The 13,625-nt window shown below is 59.4% G+C and carries 14 protein-coding genes and 2 pseudogenes; 11 read left to right on the forward strand and 5 right to left on the reverse strand.

Translation table 11 applies throughout. The annotated features are described in order from the left end of the window. Nucleotides 1-27 precede the first annotated feature (27 nt). Nucleotides 28-960, reverse strand: a complete 933-nt coding sequence (locus ACIPIZ_RS00685) for an AraC family transcriptional regulator N-terminal domain-containing protein (protein ID WP_401163300.1) — start codon at nucleotides 958-960, stop codon at nucleotides 28-30. A 230-nt stretch (nucleotides 961-1,190) separates the two neighbouring features. Between ACIPIZ_RS00685 and ACIPIZ_RS00690 the strand changes: the two genes are divergently transcribed. Continuing rightward, nucleotides 1,191-2,435, forward strand: a complete 1,245-nt coding sequence (locus ACIPIZ_RS00690; protein ID WP_122854786.1) for an MFS transporter — start codon at nucleotides 1,191-1,193, stop codon at nucleotides 2,433-2,435. A gap of 16 nt (nucleotides 2,436-2,451) precedes the next feature. Here the strand turns inward: ACIPIZ_RS00690 and ACIPIZ_RS00695 are convergent, their stop codons facing one another. After that, entirely contained in the window at nucleotides 2,452-2,913 is a 462-nt protein-coding gene (locus ACIPIZ_RS00695) for a hypothetical protein (protein WP_401163302.1), read from the reverse strand. A 463-nt stretch (nucleotides 2,914-3,376) separates the two neighbouring features. Here ACIPIZ_RS00695 and ACIPIZ_RS00700 point away from each other — a divergent pair, with 463 nt between their 5' ends. The 4 genes and pseudogenes from ACIPIZ_RS00700 to ACIPIZ_RS00715 all read left to right on the forward strand — a co-directional run. Beyond that, complete coding sequence (locus ACIPIZ_RS00700; protein WP_401163305.1) at nucleotides 3,377-4,714, forward strand: MFS transporter; 1,338 nt, start codon at nucleotides 3,377-3,379, stop codon at nucleotides 4,712-4,714. Between the two features lie 24 nt (nucleotides 4,715-4,738). Beyond that, nucleotides 4,739-6,001 carry a gallate dioxygenase gene (locus ACIPIZ_RS00705; RefSeq protein ID WP_401163308.1) on the forward strand — a complete coding sequence of 421 codons (1,263 nt, stop codon included), beginning with the start codon at nucleotides 4,739-4,741 and terminating at the stop codon, nucleotides 5,999-6,001. Between the two features lie 123 nt (nucleotides 6,002-6,124). Continuing rightward, nucleotides 6,125-6,319, forward strand: a pseudogene (locus ACIPIZ_RS00710) (OprD family outer membrane porin); the annotation flags it as partial. Then, nucleotides 6,319-6,417, forward strand: a pseudogene (locus ACIPIZ_RS00715) (hypothetical protein); the annotation flags it as partial. The pseudogenes ACIPIZ_RS00710 and ACIPIZ_RS00715, both read left to right, overlap by 1 nt. On the opposite strand, the gene ACIPIZ_RS00720 reads toward ACIPIZ_RS00715, so the two are convergent. Next, a complete protein-coding gene (locus ACIPIZ_RS00720) occupies nucleotides 6,392-7,627 on the reverse strand; it encodes a LysR family transcriptional regulator (protein WP_401163310.1) in 1,236 nt (411 codons plus the stop codon). The pseudogene ACIPIZ_RS00715 and the gene ACIPIZ_RS00720 overlap by 26 nt on opposite strands. 155 nt (nucleotides 7,628-7,782) lie before the next feature. Between ACIPIZ_RS00720 and galB the strand changes: the two genes are divergently transcribed. The 6 genes from galB to ACIPIZ_RS00750 all read left to right on the forward strand — a co-directional run bounded on the left by galB (nucleotide 7,783) and on the right by ACIPIZ_RS00750 (nucleotide 12,006). Beyond that, entirely contained in the window at nucleotides 7,783-8,517 is a 735-nt protein-coding gene (gene galB, locus ACIPIZ_RS00725) for a 4-oxalmesaconate hydratase (protein ID WP_401163312.1), read from the forward strand. Beyond that, nucleotides 8,514-9,230, forward strand: coding sequence for a 4-carboxy-4-hydroxy-2-oxoadipate aldolase/oxaloacetate decarboxylase (locus ACIPIZ_RS00730; protein ID WP_401163314.1), 717 nt, complete (start codon nucleotides 8,514-8,516; stop codon nucleotides 9,228-9,230). Before galB ends, ACIPIZ_RS00730 begins: the two co-directional genes overlap by 4 nt. Nucleotides 9,231-9,232: 2 nt before the next feature. Next, nucleotides 9,233-10,360, forward strand: a complete 1,128-nt coding sequence (locus ACIPIZ_RS00735; protein ID WP_401163316.1) for a 4-oxalomesaconate tautomerase — start codon at nucleotides 9,233-9,235, stop codon at nucleotides 10,358-10,360. A 342-nt stretch (nucleotides 10,361-10,702) separates the two neighbouring features. Further along, nucleotides 10,703-10,921: a hypothetical protein gene (locus ACIPIZ_RS00740; RefSeq protein WP_241091093.1), complete on the forward strand. Its 219-nt coding sequence runs from the start codon at nucleotides 10,703-10,705 to the stop codon at nucleotides 10,919-10,921. A gap of 199 nt (nucleotides 10,922-11,120) precedes the next feature. Further along, nucleotides 11,121-11,390 (forward strand): hypothetical protein, encoded by a 270-nt coding sequence (locus ACIPIZ_RS00745; RefSeq protein WP_064389996.1) that lies wholly within the window; start codon nucleotides 11,121-11,123, stop codon nucleotides 11,388-11,390. Nucleotides 11,391-11,544: 154 nt separating this feature from the next. Further along, nucleotides 11,545-12,006 (forward strand): hypothetical protein, encoded by a 462-nt coding sequence (locus tag ACIPIZ_RS00750; protein ID WP_401163319.1) that lies wholly within the window; start codon nucleotides 11,545-11,547, stop codon nucleotides 12,004-12,006. 43 nt (nucleotides 12,007-12,049) lie between these two features. Here the strand turns inward: ACIPIZ_RS00750 and ACIPIZ_RS00755 are convergent, their stop codons facing one another. Both ACIPIZ_RS00755 and ACIPIZ_RS00760 read right to left on the reverse strand, forming a co-directional pair. Next, nucleotides 12,050-12,460 (reverse strand): hypothetical protein, encoded by a 411-nt coding sequence (locus ACIPIZ_RS00755; RefSeq protein ID WP_064389998.1) that lies wholly within the window; start codon nucleotides 12,458-12,460, stop codon nucleotides 12,050-12,052. 195 nt (nucleotides 12,461-12,655) lie between these two features. Continuing rightward, nucleotides 12,656-13,561, reverse strand: coding sequence for a LysR family transcriptional regulator (locus ACIPIZ_RS00760; RefSeq protein ID WP_401163320.1), 906 nt, complete (start codon nucleotides 13,559-13,561; stop codon nucleotides 12,656-12,658). Nucleotides 13,562-13,625: the final 64 nt, after the last annotated feature.

Below are 13,625 nucleotides of genomic sequence, written 5' to 3' on the forward strand. Positions count from 1 at the left end.
GCGGCGAGGCGGATCACCGTTTTTCGTTCAATTCGCGACTGTGCCAAGCGCTTCTGCCTCGAATGGCTGCCCGCGCAGGAGGGCGATGTCACGACTTGGCGCGGTGCCGAACAGCCGGCCATATTCGCGGCTGAACTGCGAAGGGCTTTCATAGCCCACCGCAAACGCCGCCCGCGACACGTCGAGGCGCTCGACCAGCATCAGCCGCCGCGCTTCGTTGAGCCGCAGCCATTTCTGGTACTGCAGCGGACTCATGCCGGTGAGCTGGCGGAAATGATGGTGAAAGGTCGGCGCGCTCATCTGCACCCGCGCGGCCAGATCGTCGATGCGCAGGGCATCTGCGTAGTTGAGCTTGAGCCAGTCAATCGCCTTGGCGATGCGATAACCCTGACCATCGACGGCCGTGATCTGCCGCAGCCGTGCACCTTGATCGGTATGCAGCAGCCGATAGTGGATCTCGCGCAAAATCAGCGGCGCCAGCACCGGGATCGCCTCGGGTTCGTCGAGCAATGCCAGCAGGCGATCGAGCGCGCCCGCCAACGCCGACGACAGACTGCCAATCGCGGCGCCCGTGCCCGTTGCAGGCTGCCGCTTGGCCGGTAAGCCGCTTTTGGTGATGACCTCGGCGAGCATGCTGACATCCAGCTTCAGTACGAGGCCGACACAGGGCCGCTCGGGGCTGGCAAGCATCACTTCGGAGTTGGCGGGCAGATCCAGCGAGGTCACCAAAAACCGCGAAGGGTCATAGCTGTAACCCTCGCCACCTACCCATAGGCGCTTCTCGCCGCGACCGACGAGAATCAGGCTGGGTTCGATCATGCACACCACCGGCGGCGCTGGTTGGTCGCGACGAAACAGCGACAAGCCGGGTATGGCCGTGGCGAAATCGCCCGGTGCGCTCACGCGCGGGTCTATGTGCAATGCCAAAGGCGATTCCTCGGGCAGAGGGGTAGGGATCATGTGGGGTCACTCCTGTTGACCGAACTCTAATCCGCGCGCGAGACGTTTCCTATCCATCACCCTGCATCGCCAGAGGATCAGGCAAGCATTCAAGAGGAATGCACTAGGGAAGGGGCGGATTGACCGGGAGAATGTGTCTATCTGTTACAGGGGCAGTGCTCGCAAGAGCGACAAAATGCTTGCCCCTGCGCATCACACCCTTACGTTTTTTCGCACCACAGGTCGTTCCAATGACATTTCCTTCTACAGATCCTTCTAAAAGAACAGGCGGCTGGAGCGCGGTGCTGGCCATGTCGCTGGCCGCATTCGCTCTGGTCGCTTCAGAATTCATGCCGGTCAGTCTGCTGACGCCGATTGCGGCAGAACTGCACATCACTGAAGGCCAGGCCGGGCAGGGGATTTCCGTGTCGGGCGCCTTTGCCTTGATCACCAGCCTGTTGATCGCCTCGGTCGCCGCGCGCATCGAACGCAAGAAATTGCTGCTGGGCCTGACCTTGCTGATGATCGTCTCCGGTACGGTCGTCGCGGTCGCGCCGGGTTATCCGTCATTCATGTTTGGGCGTGCCCTGATCGGGATCGCGATTGGTGGTTTCTGGTCATTGTCGGCGGCGACTGCAATGCGTCTGGTGAAGCCTGAACAGGTTTCGCGAGCGCTGGCCATCGTCAATGGCGGTAACGCCTTGGCCACGGTCATCGCCGCTCCGGCGGGGAGCTTTCTTGGCTCGCTGATCGGCTGGCGCGGCGCGTTCTTCTGCGTGGTCCCAGTCGCAGTGCTGGCCGCCGTGTGGCTGCTGATCAGCCTGCCGTCCTTCAAGGTCGAGCGCCAGGCCGGAAGCGGCAACGTTCTGCGGTTGATGAAACAATTGCCAGTGGCCTTGGGCATGGTCGCCGTCAGCGTGTTTTTCATGGGCCAGTTCATGCTGTTCACCTACCTGCGGCCCTTTCTTGAAGGCGTGACGGGCGTCAGTGTTTCAACCTTGTCGTTGATGCTGCTGGGGTTGGGACTGGCCGGTTTTATCGGCACCTTCCTGATCGAAAGATTTATGGGTCGCGGCCTCTACCGCACGTTGACCGTCATCCCGCTGATCATGGCGGCCATCGCGCTGGCGTTGGTCAGCTTCGGCAAATCACCGCTGCTGACCGCCGTGTTGCTCGGACTTTGGGGACTGGTTGCCACGGCCGCGCCGGTCGGCTGGTGGACATGGCTGGCGCAGACGCTGCCGGATGATGCGGAAGCCGGAGGCGGACTGCTGGTAGCCATTGTGCAACTGGCAATCGCGGGAGGCGCAATCATTGGCGGTCTGGCTTTTGACCTGAGCGGTTACAAAGCTACATTCGAGCTTAGCGCTGCGGTGTTGGTCGTCGCGTCTGTGCTGGCCTGGTTGGCGGGGCGCAATGCCACTGAAATTCATCTTGTTGAGTCGGCAGCTCATTCGAACGCTGTTTCCGGCGATCCTGAGACCCGATTTGTCTGATCAAGCAGAAGGCTGCTTAGTGCACCAATGACGGTTGGGTCGCGACCGAGACAGTGAAGACCACGACAAACAGCACGACGACTCCCCAGAACATCACCATGACTGTCAGCATGACGACCCTAAGGCCTTGATAAAGCCTGCGCAGCCAATGGCCTTCGGGTTTTGCGTCTGCGCGGGTTCTGAGTACGCCTTTCAAGTAAAAACCGAGGAGCGCCAACAGCGCGCCATCAATCGCCAGCGCAGGCAGGCCGGCTATGGGGAAAATGCTTTCCCACCGATAGAAAGAAGACCGGCTCAGAAAGACCACATAACAAGTCAGACTGCCGTAGGGCAGTGCTCTCCACCATTTGCCGGCCAGCGCCCCGACCATCAGGCACATGATCACCATGAACGGGCTGAGGAGAATATGGATCATCCATTCCAGTACGTTGGGCAAGTAGTCCGGGGAATGGATGTTGCGCCAGAGGTGTTCCAACATTGATCGGGGTCCTTCCTTCCAGGGAGTCAGTGTTGCTGCGGTGCTTCCATGCTGCTGCACGGTATCGGCGTGTTTTTGGGTTACATAAGGGTTGTTGTGTAAATCAGGGGCTTGCGGACTACGCCGGAGCATGCCCGGGCGCTGGAAGGGTTCAAGGTCGCGCGCAATGGCGTGCCGTCCGTCGTGCGTGAGAAACGGTTGAGCGAACCGATTACGCAACAGTTATTGGCGTTTCGGCATCCTCTAGCGGCCGCTCGCGCCACGGTCATCAACACCTCGCTCTACCGCGGCTCTGTTTTTATCTTTGCGCATCCCCCGATAAGAAAAACCGATACCTGCTTAAGGATTTCCCAGAGGCGGGCGGTATACCTGCGGCTTTACAGTCACCTCCATCGTTCAGCGTGGACGGTCTACTTACAGGCCTTGTCCGTCGGGACTTCTACAAAAATAAGAAGGTGACAGCATGAGTAGTGAAACGGTCGATATCAAAGCATGGATCGACAACCGCAAAGTGGTCCCGTACCAGTGGCTGATTATGGGTTTATGTTTTTTTATCGTGCTTTTCGATGGCTTCGACGTCGCGGTGATGGGGTTTATTGCCCCCTCGCTGATTCAAGAATGGGGATTGTCGAAAGCGGCGTTCGGCCCGGTGATGAGCGCGGGCATGATTGGGCTGGCGATCGGCGCGCTGACCGCTGGCCCTTACGCCGACCGAATCGGCCGCAAGAAGGTGCTCCTGACGGCGGTGACTGGCTTCAGCGTGCTCAGCCTTGCATGCGCCTTTGCACGTAATCCCTACGAGCTGGCTGCCTTGCGTCTGCTGACCGGTGTGGCGCTGGGCGCAGCGTTGCCAAACACCACCACACTGCTTTCCGAGTATTTGCCGGAACGCAATCGGTCACTGTTCATCACGATCATGTTCACCGGATTCAATATGGGTTCGGGGTTGGGCGGATTTCTCGCCGCGTGGTTGATTCCCCATCACGGCTGGCAGTCGGTGTTGCTCGCCGGCGGGATTCTGCCGATGTTGCTGCTGCCGTTGATGTGGCTGTTGCTGCCTGAGTCGGCGCGTTTTCTCGCCGCACGCAACGCGCCCGCCAGCCAGATTGCCAAGGTGCTGAACAAGCTGGGCGGCACGTTCAGCGCAGCGACGAAATTCGTCATCGCCGAACCGCAGGCTCAGCAAAAAGCACCGCTGCGCTTGCTCTTCACCGATCACTATCGTTTCGGCACTCTCGCCTTGTGGGCAACTTACTTCATGGGGTTGCTGGTGATCTACCTGACCATGGGCTGGATGCCGACCCTGCTGCGTGAAGGTGGGCTGTCCATAGAACGGGCCGCGACCATCACCGGACTGTTCCAGATTGGCGGTACTGGCGGCGCCATCGTGGTTGGGTGGGCGATGGACCGGCGCAATCCGAACGCGGTGATTGCCACGTCTTACGCTCTGGGTGGCGCTTTCATTCTGCTGCTGGGCGCCTTCAGCCTTGAATCGGGCCTGCTGGCATTCGGCGTGGTGGCGGCAGGTTTCTGCATGAGCGGCGCGCAAACCGGCCTCAATGCTTTCGCGCCCGGTTACTACTCGACGGACTGCCGCGCCACGGGCGTCAGCTGGATGCTGGGTATCGGCCGCTTCGGGGCTATCTTTGGTTCACTCATCGGTGGCGCGGTGCTCAGCCTCGGGCTGGGGTTGCCGCTGCTGTTTGCCCTGTTGAGCGTGCCTGCCTTTATCGCTGCACTGGCGATCCTGGCCAACGGTCATGCACGGCGCCGAGTCAGTCGGGCCTTGCTGGCGCATTAATCTTTTTCAACAAAGGAACTCGTTATGGCACGCATCATTGGTGGCCTCGCTGTATCTCACACCCCGACCATCGGCTTTGCGGTCGATCACGACAAACAGCATGAGGCCGCCTGGGCGCCGATCTTCCGTGGCTTTGAGCCGATCAAGGTGTGGCTGAAGGAGCAGCAACCGGATGTGCTGTTCTATATCTTCAATGACCACGTGACGTCGTTTTTCTTTGATCACTATGGTGCCTTTTCCCTCGGTGTCGATGAGCGTTACGAAGTCGCCGATGAGGGCGGTAATCCACGCGAGTTACCGGGGATCGCTGGCCATGCGGCGCTGTCACGGCACATCGGCGAGAGCCTGGTGGCGGATGAATTCGACATGAGTTTCTTCCGTGACAAGCCGCTCGATCATGGCTTCTTCTCGCCGATGTCGGCGCTGTTGCCGTGCGAGCCGGACTGGCCGGTGGAAATCGTGCCGCTGCAGGTTGGCGTGTTGCAGTTCCCGGTGCCGAGTGCGCGGCGTTGCTACAAGTTGGGTCAGGCGCTGCGCCGGGCGATTGAAAGCTACCCCGAGGACTTGAAAGTGGCCATCGTCGCGACCGGCGGCGTTTCCCACCAGGTGCACGGCGAGCGCTGTGGTTTCAACAACCCGGAGTGGGACCAGCAGTTCATTGACCTGTTGGTCAATGATCCCGAGCGCCTGACCGAAATGACCCACGCCGAGTACGCCGCGCTGGGGGGTATGGAAGGTTCGGAAGTGATCACCTGGCTGATCATGCGCGGCGCGCTGTCGGCCACGGTGAAAAACCTGCACCAGGATTACTACCTGCCTTCGATGACCGGCATTGCCACACTGCTGCTGGAAAACCAGGATCGACCCGTTCCCGTCGACGTCGTTGCGCGGCACTTGCAGCACATGCAGCATCAGTTGGCGGGTATCGAGAAGCTTGAAGGCACCTATCCGTTCACCCTGGAACGCAGCGCCAAGGGCTATCGGTTGAACAAGTTTTTGCACCGCATGATCGAGCCGCATTGGCGTCAGCGTTTCCTCGACCAACCCGAGGCGCTGTTCGATGAAGCAGGGCTGAGCGATGAAGAGCGGGATCTGCTGCGACGCCGCGACTGGCGCGGATTGATTCACTACGGGGCGATTTTTTTCGTGCTGGAAAAGCTCGCTGCCGTGGTTGGGGTGCCGAATCTGCAGATCTACGCGGCGATGCGCGGACAAAGCCTCGATGAATTCATGAAAACCCGTAATCAGCAGGTGCTCTATTCGGTAGCGGGCAAGGCCCCACGCTAACGACACGGCGTCATCGGCGGCTCGTTCCGGGCCGCTTCGCAACACCCTTGAATGACTTCACTGCGCCCGGCTCATGCGGGCGTAGCGGACTGCTTCATCCCAAAAAAACGGATAACAATAACAATGAAAATCACCGCCAATACCCGCGTAGTCTTCACGCTGTCCGTCGTTTGTGCTCTGCCTGTCGAGGCGAGCGACGCAGGCTTTGTGGAAGACGCCAGCGCCAATCTCAACCTGCGCAACTTCTACATCAATCGTAATTTCACCAACCCGGCCAATGCGCAGGGCAAAGCCGAGGAATGGACACAGAATTTCATAACCTGCGCTGGCGCAACTCGAGCATTCGCCGCGATTACAGCAGCAATGAGTTCGACGAGAGTCGCTTGATCATCAGCTATCCGTTGAGCCTGCTTTAAGCGCCTCATTGGCCTGAGTTCGGATCACCCGGCGGATCATCTCCATCAACGCCTGCGCCACCGGTGAGTGCAGGCAGCCGCTGCGGTAGGTCAGACCAATGGCTCTGGCGGTCTGTTTCAGCTCCAGCGGTAAAATGCACAACTCGCCGGACGCGATCTCCTGTTCCAGCTGATGCGCTGAAACGGCCGCGAGCATGTCCGAGCGTAACAACAGTCCGCGAATGATCGCTATGTCGGCGCTTTCCACCACCGGGGAAGGCGCCGGAATGCCGAAACCGGCGAAGCAGTCGTCGAGCATTTTGCGCGCCGGAGAACCGGCGCGCGGCAATACCCACTGCGCGTTAGCGAGATGATCTTGCAGGCCGGTTTTGCCGTAGAGCGGATGATCACGCCGCGCAAGCACGACCATTTCCTCTGTCAGCAGTGACTCACCGACCAAGTCGCTGGCATAAGTCGATGAACGCAGTGCACCCAAAATGAAATCCACATCGCCGGCACGCAACTCGGTCGCCAGCAGGTCGAAGGGACTCTCATTGGTGATCACTTGAATGCCGGGATGCTCTGCCATCAGGCGCACGATGGCCTCGGGCAGGATGCGCGTGCGGCCGAGGGGCAGGGCACCGACGTGCACAACACCGTGCAAGGCACCGCGAAGGGCGGTGATGTCGCTGTCGATATGGCGCAGTTCGTTCAGCGCACGGCGGATTGCAAACAGGATGTCATGACTCGCGCGGGTCGGTTGCAAACCACGCGGCGTGCGCTCGAACAGCGATTGGCCGCAGCCATTTTCCAGCACTTTCAGCGTCGAACTGACCGCAGGCTGACTCAGCCCCAGCAGGTTGGCCACTGTCTGCATATGCTGGGTTTCACAGAGTTTGACGAACACTTGCAGGCGTCGCGCCTGGAACAGATAAAGCGGTTCAACCGCTGCTTTCTCACCTTGGCCGAGCAATGTCGGCACGCTCCCAAGCTCCGCCAATACCCTTCGCGCACGGGGTAGCAAGCGTTCACCGAAATCGGTCAGGCGCATACCGTTGGCGTGGCGCTCGAACAGCATCACGCCCAGCCGTTCTTCGAACTCGGAAATGGAACGGGTGACCACCGATTGCGCCCGGTACAGCGCGATTGACGCCTTGGAGACGCTGCCGTGATCAGCCACGCGGACGAAGGCGCGCACGTGCATCAGGCTCGGCGGTTCAAGGTTTTCCATGGGCAAGGGCTCTGCGGGTCGGCGAATTCGACGACTATGCCGCCGCTATTTTCGAGTGGCAATAAAAAAAACGCATACCTCGAACACTCGAACGCATTACTCCGTCGGTGGGGTGCGATGCGATGCTCTTTCGCAACGCAAGAGGAGAATCCGCAATGATCGATTCAACCAAAAACGCGCTGGTTGTCAGCGCCCACTCAGCCGATTTTGTCTGGCGTGCCGGTGGCGCCATCGCCCTGCATGCACAGCAGGGGTACCACGTTCACATCGTCTGCCTGTCGTTCGGCGAGCGCGGCGAATCCGCCAAGCTGTGGCGCAAGGGCGAGATGAGCGAAGACAAGGTCAAAGCCGCACGTCGCGAAGAGGCTCAGGCCGCCGCCGACATTCTCGGGGCCAGTGTCGAGTTCTTCGATATCGGCGATTACCCGATGCGCGCCGACAAGGAAACCTTGTTCCGTCTTGCCGATGTGTTCCGCCGGGTGCAACCGGAGTTCGTCCTCAGTCACTCGCTCAAGGACCCGTACAACTACGATCACCCGCTGGCCATGAACCTGACCCAGGAGGCGCGCATCATCGCCCAGGCCGAAGGCTATAAACCGGGTGAGAAAATCGTCGGCGCACCGCCGGTCTACAGTTTCGAGCCGCACCAGCCCGAGCAATGCGAATGGCGCCCCGATGTGCTGCTCGACATCACTGATGTCTGGGACAAGAAGTACGCGGCCATCCAGTGCATGGCCGGGCAGGAGCATTTGTGGGAGTACTACACGCGCGTCGCCCAGCAACGCGGTGTGCAAGCCAAGCGTAATGTCGGGATCACCTCAACCCGCAACATCGTCTATGGCGAGGGTTACCAGAGTATTTTTCCGCGCGTCACGGAGAATCTGGGATGAGCGAACATATCGGCAAAACTGGCGTTGTCGTGCGCAATATTCAGCGCGCCGAAGCAGCGCTAATCGATGAGTTGAAACGCTTCGGCGTGGCGACCATTCATGAAGCGCAGGGTCGCAAAGGCCTGTTCGCGACTTCGATCAGACCCATTCAGCAGGGCACAGTGATCACTGGTTCAGCCATCACGGTACTGGTCGCCCCGGGTGACAACTGGATGTTCCATGTGGCCGTCGAACAATGCCGGCCCGGCGATATTCTCGTGGTTGCACCGAGTTCGCCGTGCACCGACGGCTACTTCGGCGACCTTTTGGCCACCTCGCTCAAGGCCCACGGCGTTCGGGCGCTAGTGATTGATGCGGGCGTGCGCGACACCCACACCCTGCGCGAAATGGGCTTCCCGGTCTGGTCCCGTGCGATCAGCGCGCAAGGCACAATTAAAGAAACCCTGGGCTCGGTCAACCTGCCGCTGGTGTGCGGCGGGCAACTGGTGCACCCGGGTGATGTGGTGGTCGCTGATGACGATGGTGTGGTGGTCGTGCGACGCACCGAGCTGCAGCAAGTCGTCGAAGCCAGTCGCGCCCGCGCCGACCTGGAGGAACAGAAGGCCCTGCGCCTGGCCAAGGGCGAACTGGGTCTGGACATCTACAACATGCGCGCGCGCCTGGCGGAAAAGGGTTTGCGTTACGTCGACAGCCTTGAAGAACTGGGAGACTGAGCATGGCGCAGACCCGCATTCCCTGTCTGCTGATGCGCGGCGGTACGTCGAAAGGCGCTTACTTTCTGGCCGACGATTTACCGCACGAGCCTGCGCTGCGAGACCGCGTGCTGCTGGCGGTGATGGGCTCGCCGGATGCGCGGCAGATCGACGGCATTGGCGGCGCTGATTCACTGACCAGCAAAGTGGCGATCATCAGACCGTCGAGCCGCGCGGGTGCCGATGTCGATTACCTTTTCGCCCAGGTACTGGTGGATGAGCCGCGTGTCGATTACGGTCAGAACTGCGGAAACATCCTCGCCGGTGTTGGTCCGTTCGCCATCGAGCGCGGGTTGGTGGCAGTGACAGCCGATGTCACCCCAGTGCGGATCTACATGGAAAACACCGGACAGATCGCCATCGCCCATGTGCCAACGTCTGATGGTGAGGTGCGCTACGACGGCGACGCGCGTATCGACGGCGTGCCGGGGCAGGCCGCACCGCTGATTGTCGAATTCGAGGATGTCGCTGGCGCCAGCTGCGGCGCCATGCTGCCGACCGGCAACGCCCGGGACGTGATCGACGGCGTCGAAGTGACCTGCATCGATAACGGCATGCCCGTGGTGCTGATCAACGCGCAAGAGCTTGGTTGCAGTGGCTATGAGAGTCCCGCGCAACTCGACGTCAATGCTTCACTGAAACAGCGTCTGGAGTACATCCGCCTGCAAGCGGGGCGGCGCATGAACCTGGGTGATGTGAGTCAGCGCAACGTGCCGAAGATGTGCCTGATTGCACCGCCGCAGGTAGGTGGTGCAATCACTACACGCAGTTTCATTCCCCATCGCTGCCACACCAGCATTGGCGTGTTCGGCGCGGTCAGCGTGGCTGCCGCCTGCTTGATCAAAGGCAGTGTGGCGGCGGTCATGGCGGTGGCGGAGGAGGGCGAGGTGAAACGCCTGTCGATCGAACATCCGACGGGCGAGTTCACTGTGGAGTTGCGCTTGCAGGACGAGCGATTGCTCGGGTGCGGACTGATGCGCACGGCTCGGTTGCTGTTTGATGGCCTCGTCTGCATTCCATCATCGGTCTGGAGTGGCAAAGCCGTTGGTCAATCAGGAGAGTGCTTCTCGCAAGTACGCGTAAAGAGCTGAAAAAACGCGCAAGCCATCCACCCATGTGGAGCAGGTCGCGGGTGCCCAGAAACGACAAAGCCCTGAATAGTCAGGGCTTTGTTGTATGCAGTGGAAGCTCGGCGGGTGAGTCGCTTTGATCTGCCAGCCCCTGTGAAAGCTCGTTGATCGATCGCCACCTTCTTTCTGTCGACCATTTTTGTCGAACTCATCGGCTCCCGACACTCGACAGCCACACTCAAGCACCTGATTGTGAGTCCCGGGCTTTGGATACTGGTACCGGCAATGATTGCGACCGGTGCAAGTGGAGTGTTAATGAGTCGGAAACGACAAGGACGACTGGTCGCTTTGAAGAAGAAACGCATGCCATTCATTGCCGCCAATGGCCTGTTGGTTCTGCTGCCGTGCGCCATAGTGCTTAATCAATGGGCGTCGGCGGGAAGCCTGGATACGCGTTTTTACTTCGTGCAGGTAATCGAACTGATCGCAGGGGCCACCAATCTCGCATTAATGGGGATGAATATGCGTGACGGCCTGCGCCTCAGCGGCCGACTGCTGCGGGTTGCACCTCACAGACAGTAAGCTGAATACTTGCTTCCGTTTGTTTTAAAAGCTGGGGCGAAATCTGCCATTCGTGATCAGCTGCTATCGGCCAGAAGCAGCCTGTCATAAGCGAAATGTTTCGGCCCCGGAGCGGTCATTTGCTTTTGCCTATCCAACGTTTTGTATAACCTCGGGAAATTCGTTTCGAACCCCGCATTGCAATATCCAGGTTCCCGATATGCAGACAGACCAAAACAGACTACTCGCCCTCGCATTGCTAGAGATCAAGACTTTACTTGTTGATTATCTGGGTAGCGTTGTAGACGCCCCGACGAATGTTCGCGTGGCGGCGCATATTGCCTATGCACTTCATAACGAGGCGGAGGCTGTTTACACCAATGCTGACTTTGCGCTCGACGACGCATCCCAAAAAATCGCTGCGATCGATCAAATTTTAGGTGCCACTGACGGCGCCGCGCTATTGGGCAGATTTGATGTCGAAACCTAAGTCATTCCAGATAATGCTAAACCAGGATGACTGCTTTTGGCCGATCTCTGCCTGTCGTGAGGGCCGTAATCGGCCCAAAACGGAGCCTCCAAGCAAGAATGTTTGCGTCAGCTACGCTATTCCACCAAGCACGATACTGAAAGCGAGGATTGGGATGACAGTTGGCCGCAGAGATGATCTAGCCTATTCCATCCTGTTAATCACTCCGGTTCTCCTTTACGCCAGTATAGGTGCGAACCCGCTGTATACAGGCAGTGGTTACCTTGTTGCAGTCCCCGCAGCCGTGTTCGTACTGGGCTCGATTTTTCGAACGCCTGCCCTGTTTCTGACTGGTACGACAGCCGCGGCGGTGGCCACACTGTCGATCTACATGAACATCATCGCCAGCCTCGACCACCCCGAAGGGTTGTTTGGGCTCGGGCATGTGTTCTCAATGCCCGGCATGTTGGTTGGTGCATCAGCGTCGGCCTGGCTGTTGAGATACCGCGTGAAAGCAAGTTTGCCGTGGATCGTCGCGGGCATTGGCTTTCTGGGAACTGCCTTGGGATTCATAGTCGCCCAGATGGTTATGTGCAACACCCTGATGTGTTGCGGACCGCTTTCATTTGGGGGTTAACACAGGAACCGAACTTCCCCTTCTGGCTGAAAGCAGGCGGGTATTACCTTGTTTCAGCTACGCCAGGAGGCCAGCTTTCATAGAAAGAGCCGCCTACAGGTATCGGGTTGCCATCCATATGGTATGCGGCCCATGCCAGTAGGTGTGCCATGCGTTCGGCAGCAACTGGCGACAGTCTGCAATATCCTCTGACTTCGTCTAGCCGTACTCGGCAAACATCGAGGTGGCGTCGAACCCCGGAAAATCCGCCAAGATAGAGATAGAACTCGTCGAGAAGGATACCCACGCCTGGAACACCATAGGTGCCGGCCACACCTGGTGCCTCCTCATATATGGCCTTCACATCATGGCCTTCCAAGGTCGCGACAGCGGTTAGTACATCGCAAAAAGTATCTTTCATGCTGTTGCTGACCCAGAGGTCATAGCTGTTGCCGATAATGATGGGCGCGCCCATGAGTCTTACTCTGATTTCGATAATGGAATGCTGAAGAAGAGACGGATTCAGCCATGTCGCCAATTTTCAATAGGCCGTCTCCGCTCCGATTATTATCGTTTTGGGCTGGAAAAGGCCATGCGTGGGCGGCTGCTCTTGGCCGAAATCTGTCTTTAACGACAGCCATCAACTTCACGAGTATCCGCAAATATCAGCTTACGCCCCGGCTGACATCCGGTGATGCTCGAGCAAGAAGTCCACAAACAACCGCACCCGCGCCGGCATCGCCGCGCCACCAACGAACACCGCATGAATCGGTTCCTGGTCTCCGGGGTTCCAGGCCTCCAGCAGCGCAATCAGCTCGCCGCGCTGCAGATCCTCTTTCACGCTGAACTCTCCGATACGGGCAATGCCGGCACCGACTCGGGCGAATTGTGCCAACGCTTCACCACTGCTGCATTCGATGTTGCCGCTGACCTTCAGGGAAAACGCTTTGCCATCGCGGATAAATGGCCAGTTGGGTTCGGCACGCTTGAAATTGAAGCGCAGGCAGTTGTGCTGTAGCAGGTCTTCCGGTTCCTGCGGGACGCCGTGGCGCTGCAGATACTCGGGCGATGCCACCACGACCTGGCCGGTGGTGCCAATCCTGCGTGCGGTCAGCGGGCTGTCGGGCAGATGACCGAAGCGCACCGCGACGTCGGCCTGCCCGCCGAGAATGTCGACCACTTCGTCGCCGAGGGTGAGGTCGACGACGATGTTCGGGTAACACGCGCTGAAGGCTGCGACCAATGGAACGATGGCCAGGCGTCCATGACCAAGGGCGGCACTGACCCGCAATCGCCCCTTGGGCACGCCTTGGTCGGCGATGGCGTCTTCGACCTCGTCCATGTCGGCGAGGATACGCCGGGCGCCGCGCAGGAACGCTTCGCCCTCGGCCGTGAAGGTGATCGCTCGGGTGGTGCGCAACAGCAGGCGAGTGCCAAGCCGTTGCTCGGTACGCGCGATGATCCGGCTGACTGCCGAAGGTGTCAGGCCTAGCGCACGCGCGGCGGCCGACAGACTGCCTTCCTGCGCCACGGTAGTGAACACGCTCATTTCACCTGACCTGCCGTTGAAATCCACTTGTGCCTCCTACGCAAAGGTGATTGCCAAAAACGCTATCTACCGCCTGAAATGGCGGGATCGT

It is taken from the genome of Pseudomonas sp. NPDC087690 (assembly GCF_044743175.1).
Classification (GTDB): domain Bacteria; phylum Pseudomonadota; class Gammaproteobacteria; order Pseudomonadales; family Pseudomonadaceae; genus Aquipseudomonas.

Excerpts from the sequence above, each read along its gene's own strand:
- ACIPIZ_RS00685 (WP_401163300.1), bottom strand. The coding sequence starts at position 960 with ATGATCCCTACCCCTCTGCCCGAGGAATCGCCTTTGGCATTGCACATA.
- ACIPIZ_RS00690 (WP_122854786.1), top strand. The coding sequence starts at position 1,191 with ATGACATTTCCTTCTACAGATCCTTCTAAAAGAACAGGCGGCTGGAGC.
- ACIPIZ_RS00695 (WP_401163302.1), bottom strand. The coding sequence starts at position 2,913 with ATGTTGGAACACCTCTGGCGCAACATCCATTCCCCGGACTACTTGCCC.
- ACIPIZ_RS00700 (WP_401163305.1), top strand. The coding sequence starts at position 3,377 with ATGAGTAGTGAAACGGTCGATATCAAAGCATGGATCGACAACCGCAAA.
- ACIPIZ_RS00705 (WP_401163308.1), top strand. The coding sequence starts at position 4,739 with ATGGCACGCATCATTGGTGGCCTCGCTGTATCTCACACCCCGACCATC.
- ACIPIZ_RS00720 (WP_401163310.1), bottom strand. The coding sequence starts at position 7,627 with ATGGAAAACCTTGAACCGCCGAGCCTGATGCACGTGCGCGCCTTCGTC.
- galB (WP_401163312.1), top strand. The coding sequence starts at position 7,783 with ATGATCGATTCAACCAAAAACGCGCTGGTTGTCAGCGCCCACTCAGCC.
- ACIPIZ_RS00730 (WP_401163314.1), top strand. The coding sequence starts at position 8,514 with ATGAGCGAACATATCGGCAAAACTGGCGTTGTCGTGCGCAATATTCAG.
- ACIPIZ_RS00735 (WP_401163316.1), top strand. The coding sequence starts at position 9,233 with ATGGCGCAGACCCGCATTCCCTGTCTGCTGATGCGCGGCGGTACGTCG.
- ACIPIZ_RS00740 (WP_241091093.1), top strand. The coding sequence starts at position 10,703 with ATGCCATTCATTGCCGCCAATGGCCTGTTGGTTCTGCTGCCGTGCGCC.
- ACIPIZ_RS00745 (WP_064389996.1), top strand. The coding sequence starts at position 11,121 with ATGCAGACAGACCAAAACAGACTACTCGCCCTCGCATTGCTAGAGATC.
- ACIPIZ_RS00750 (WP_401163319.1), top strand. The coding sequence starts at position 11,545 with ATGACAGTTGGCCGCAGAGATGATCTAGCCTATTCCATCCTGTTAATC.
- ACIPIZ_RS00755 (WP_064389998.1), bottom strand. The coding sequence starts at position 12,460 with ATGGGCGCGCCCATCATTATCGGCAACAGCTATGACCTCTGGGTCAGC.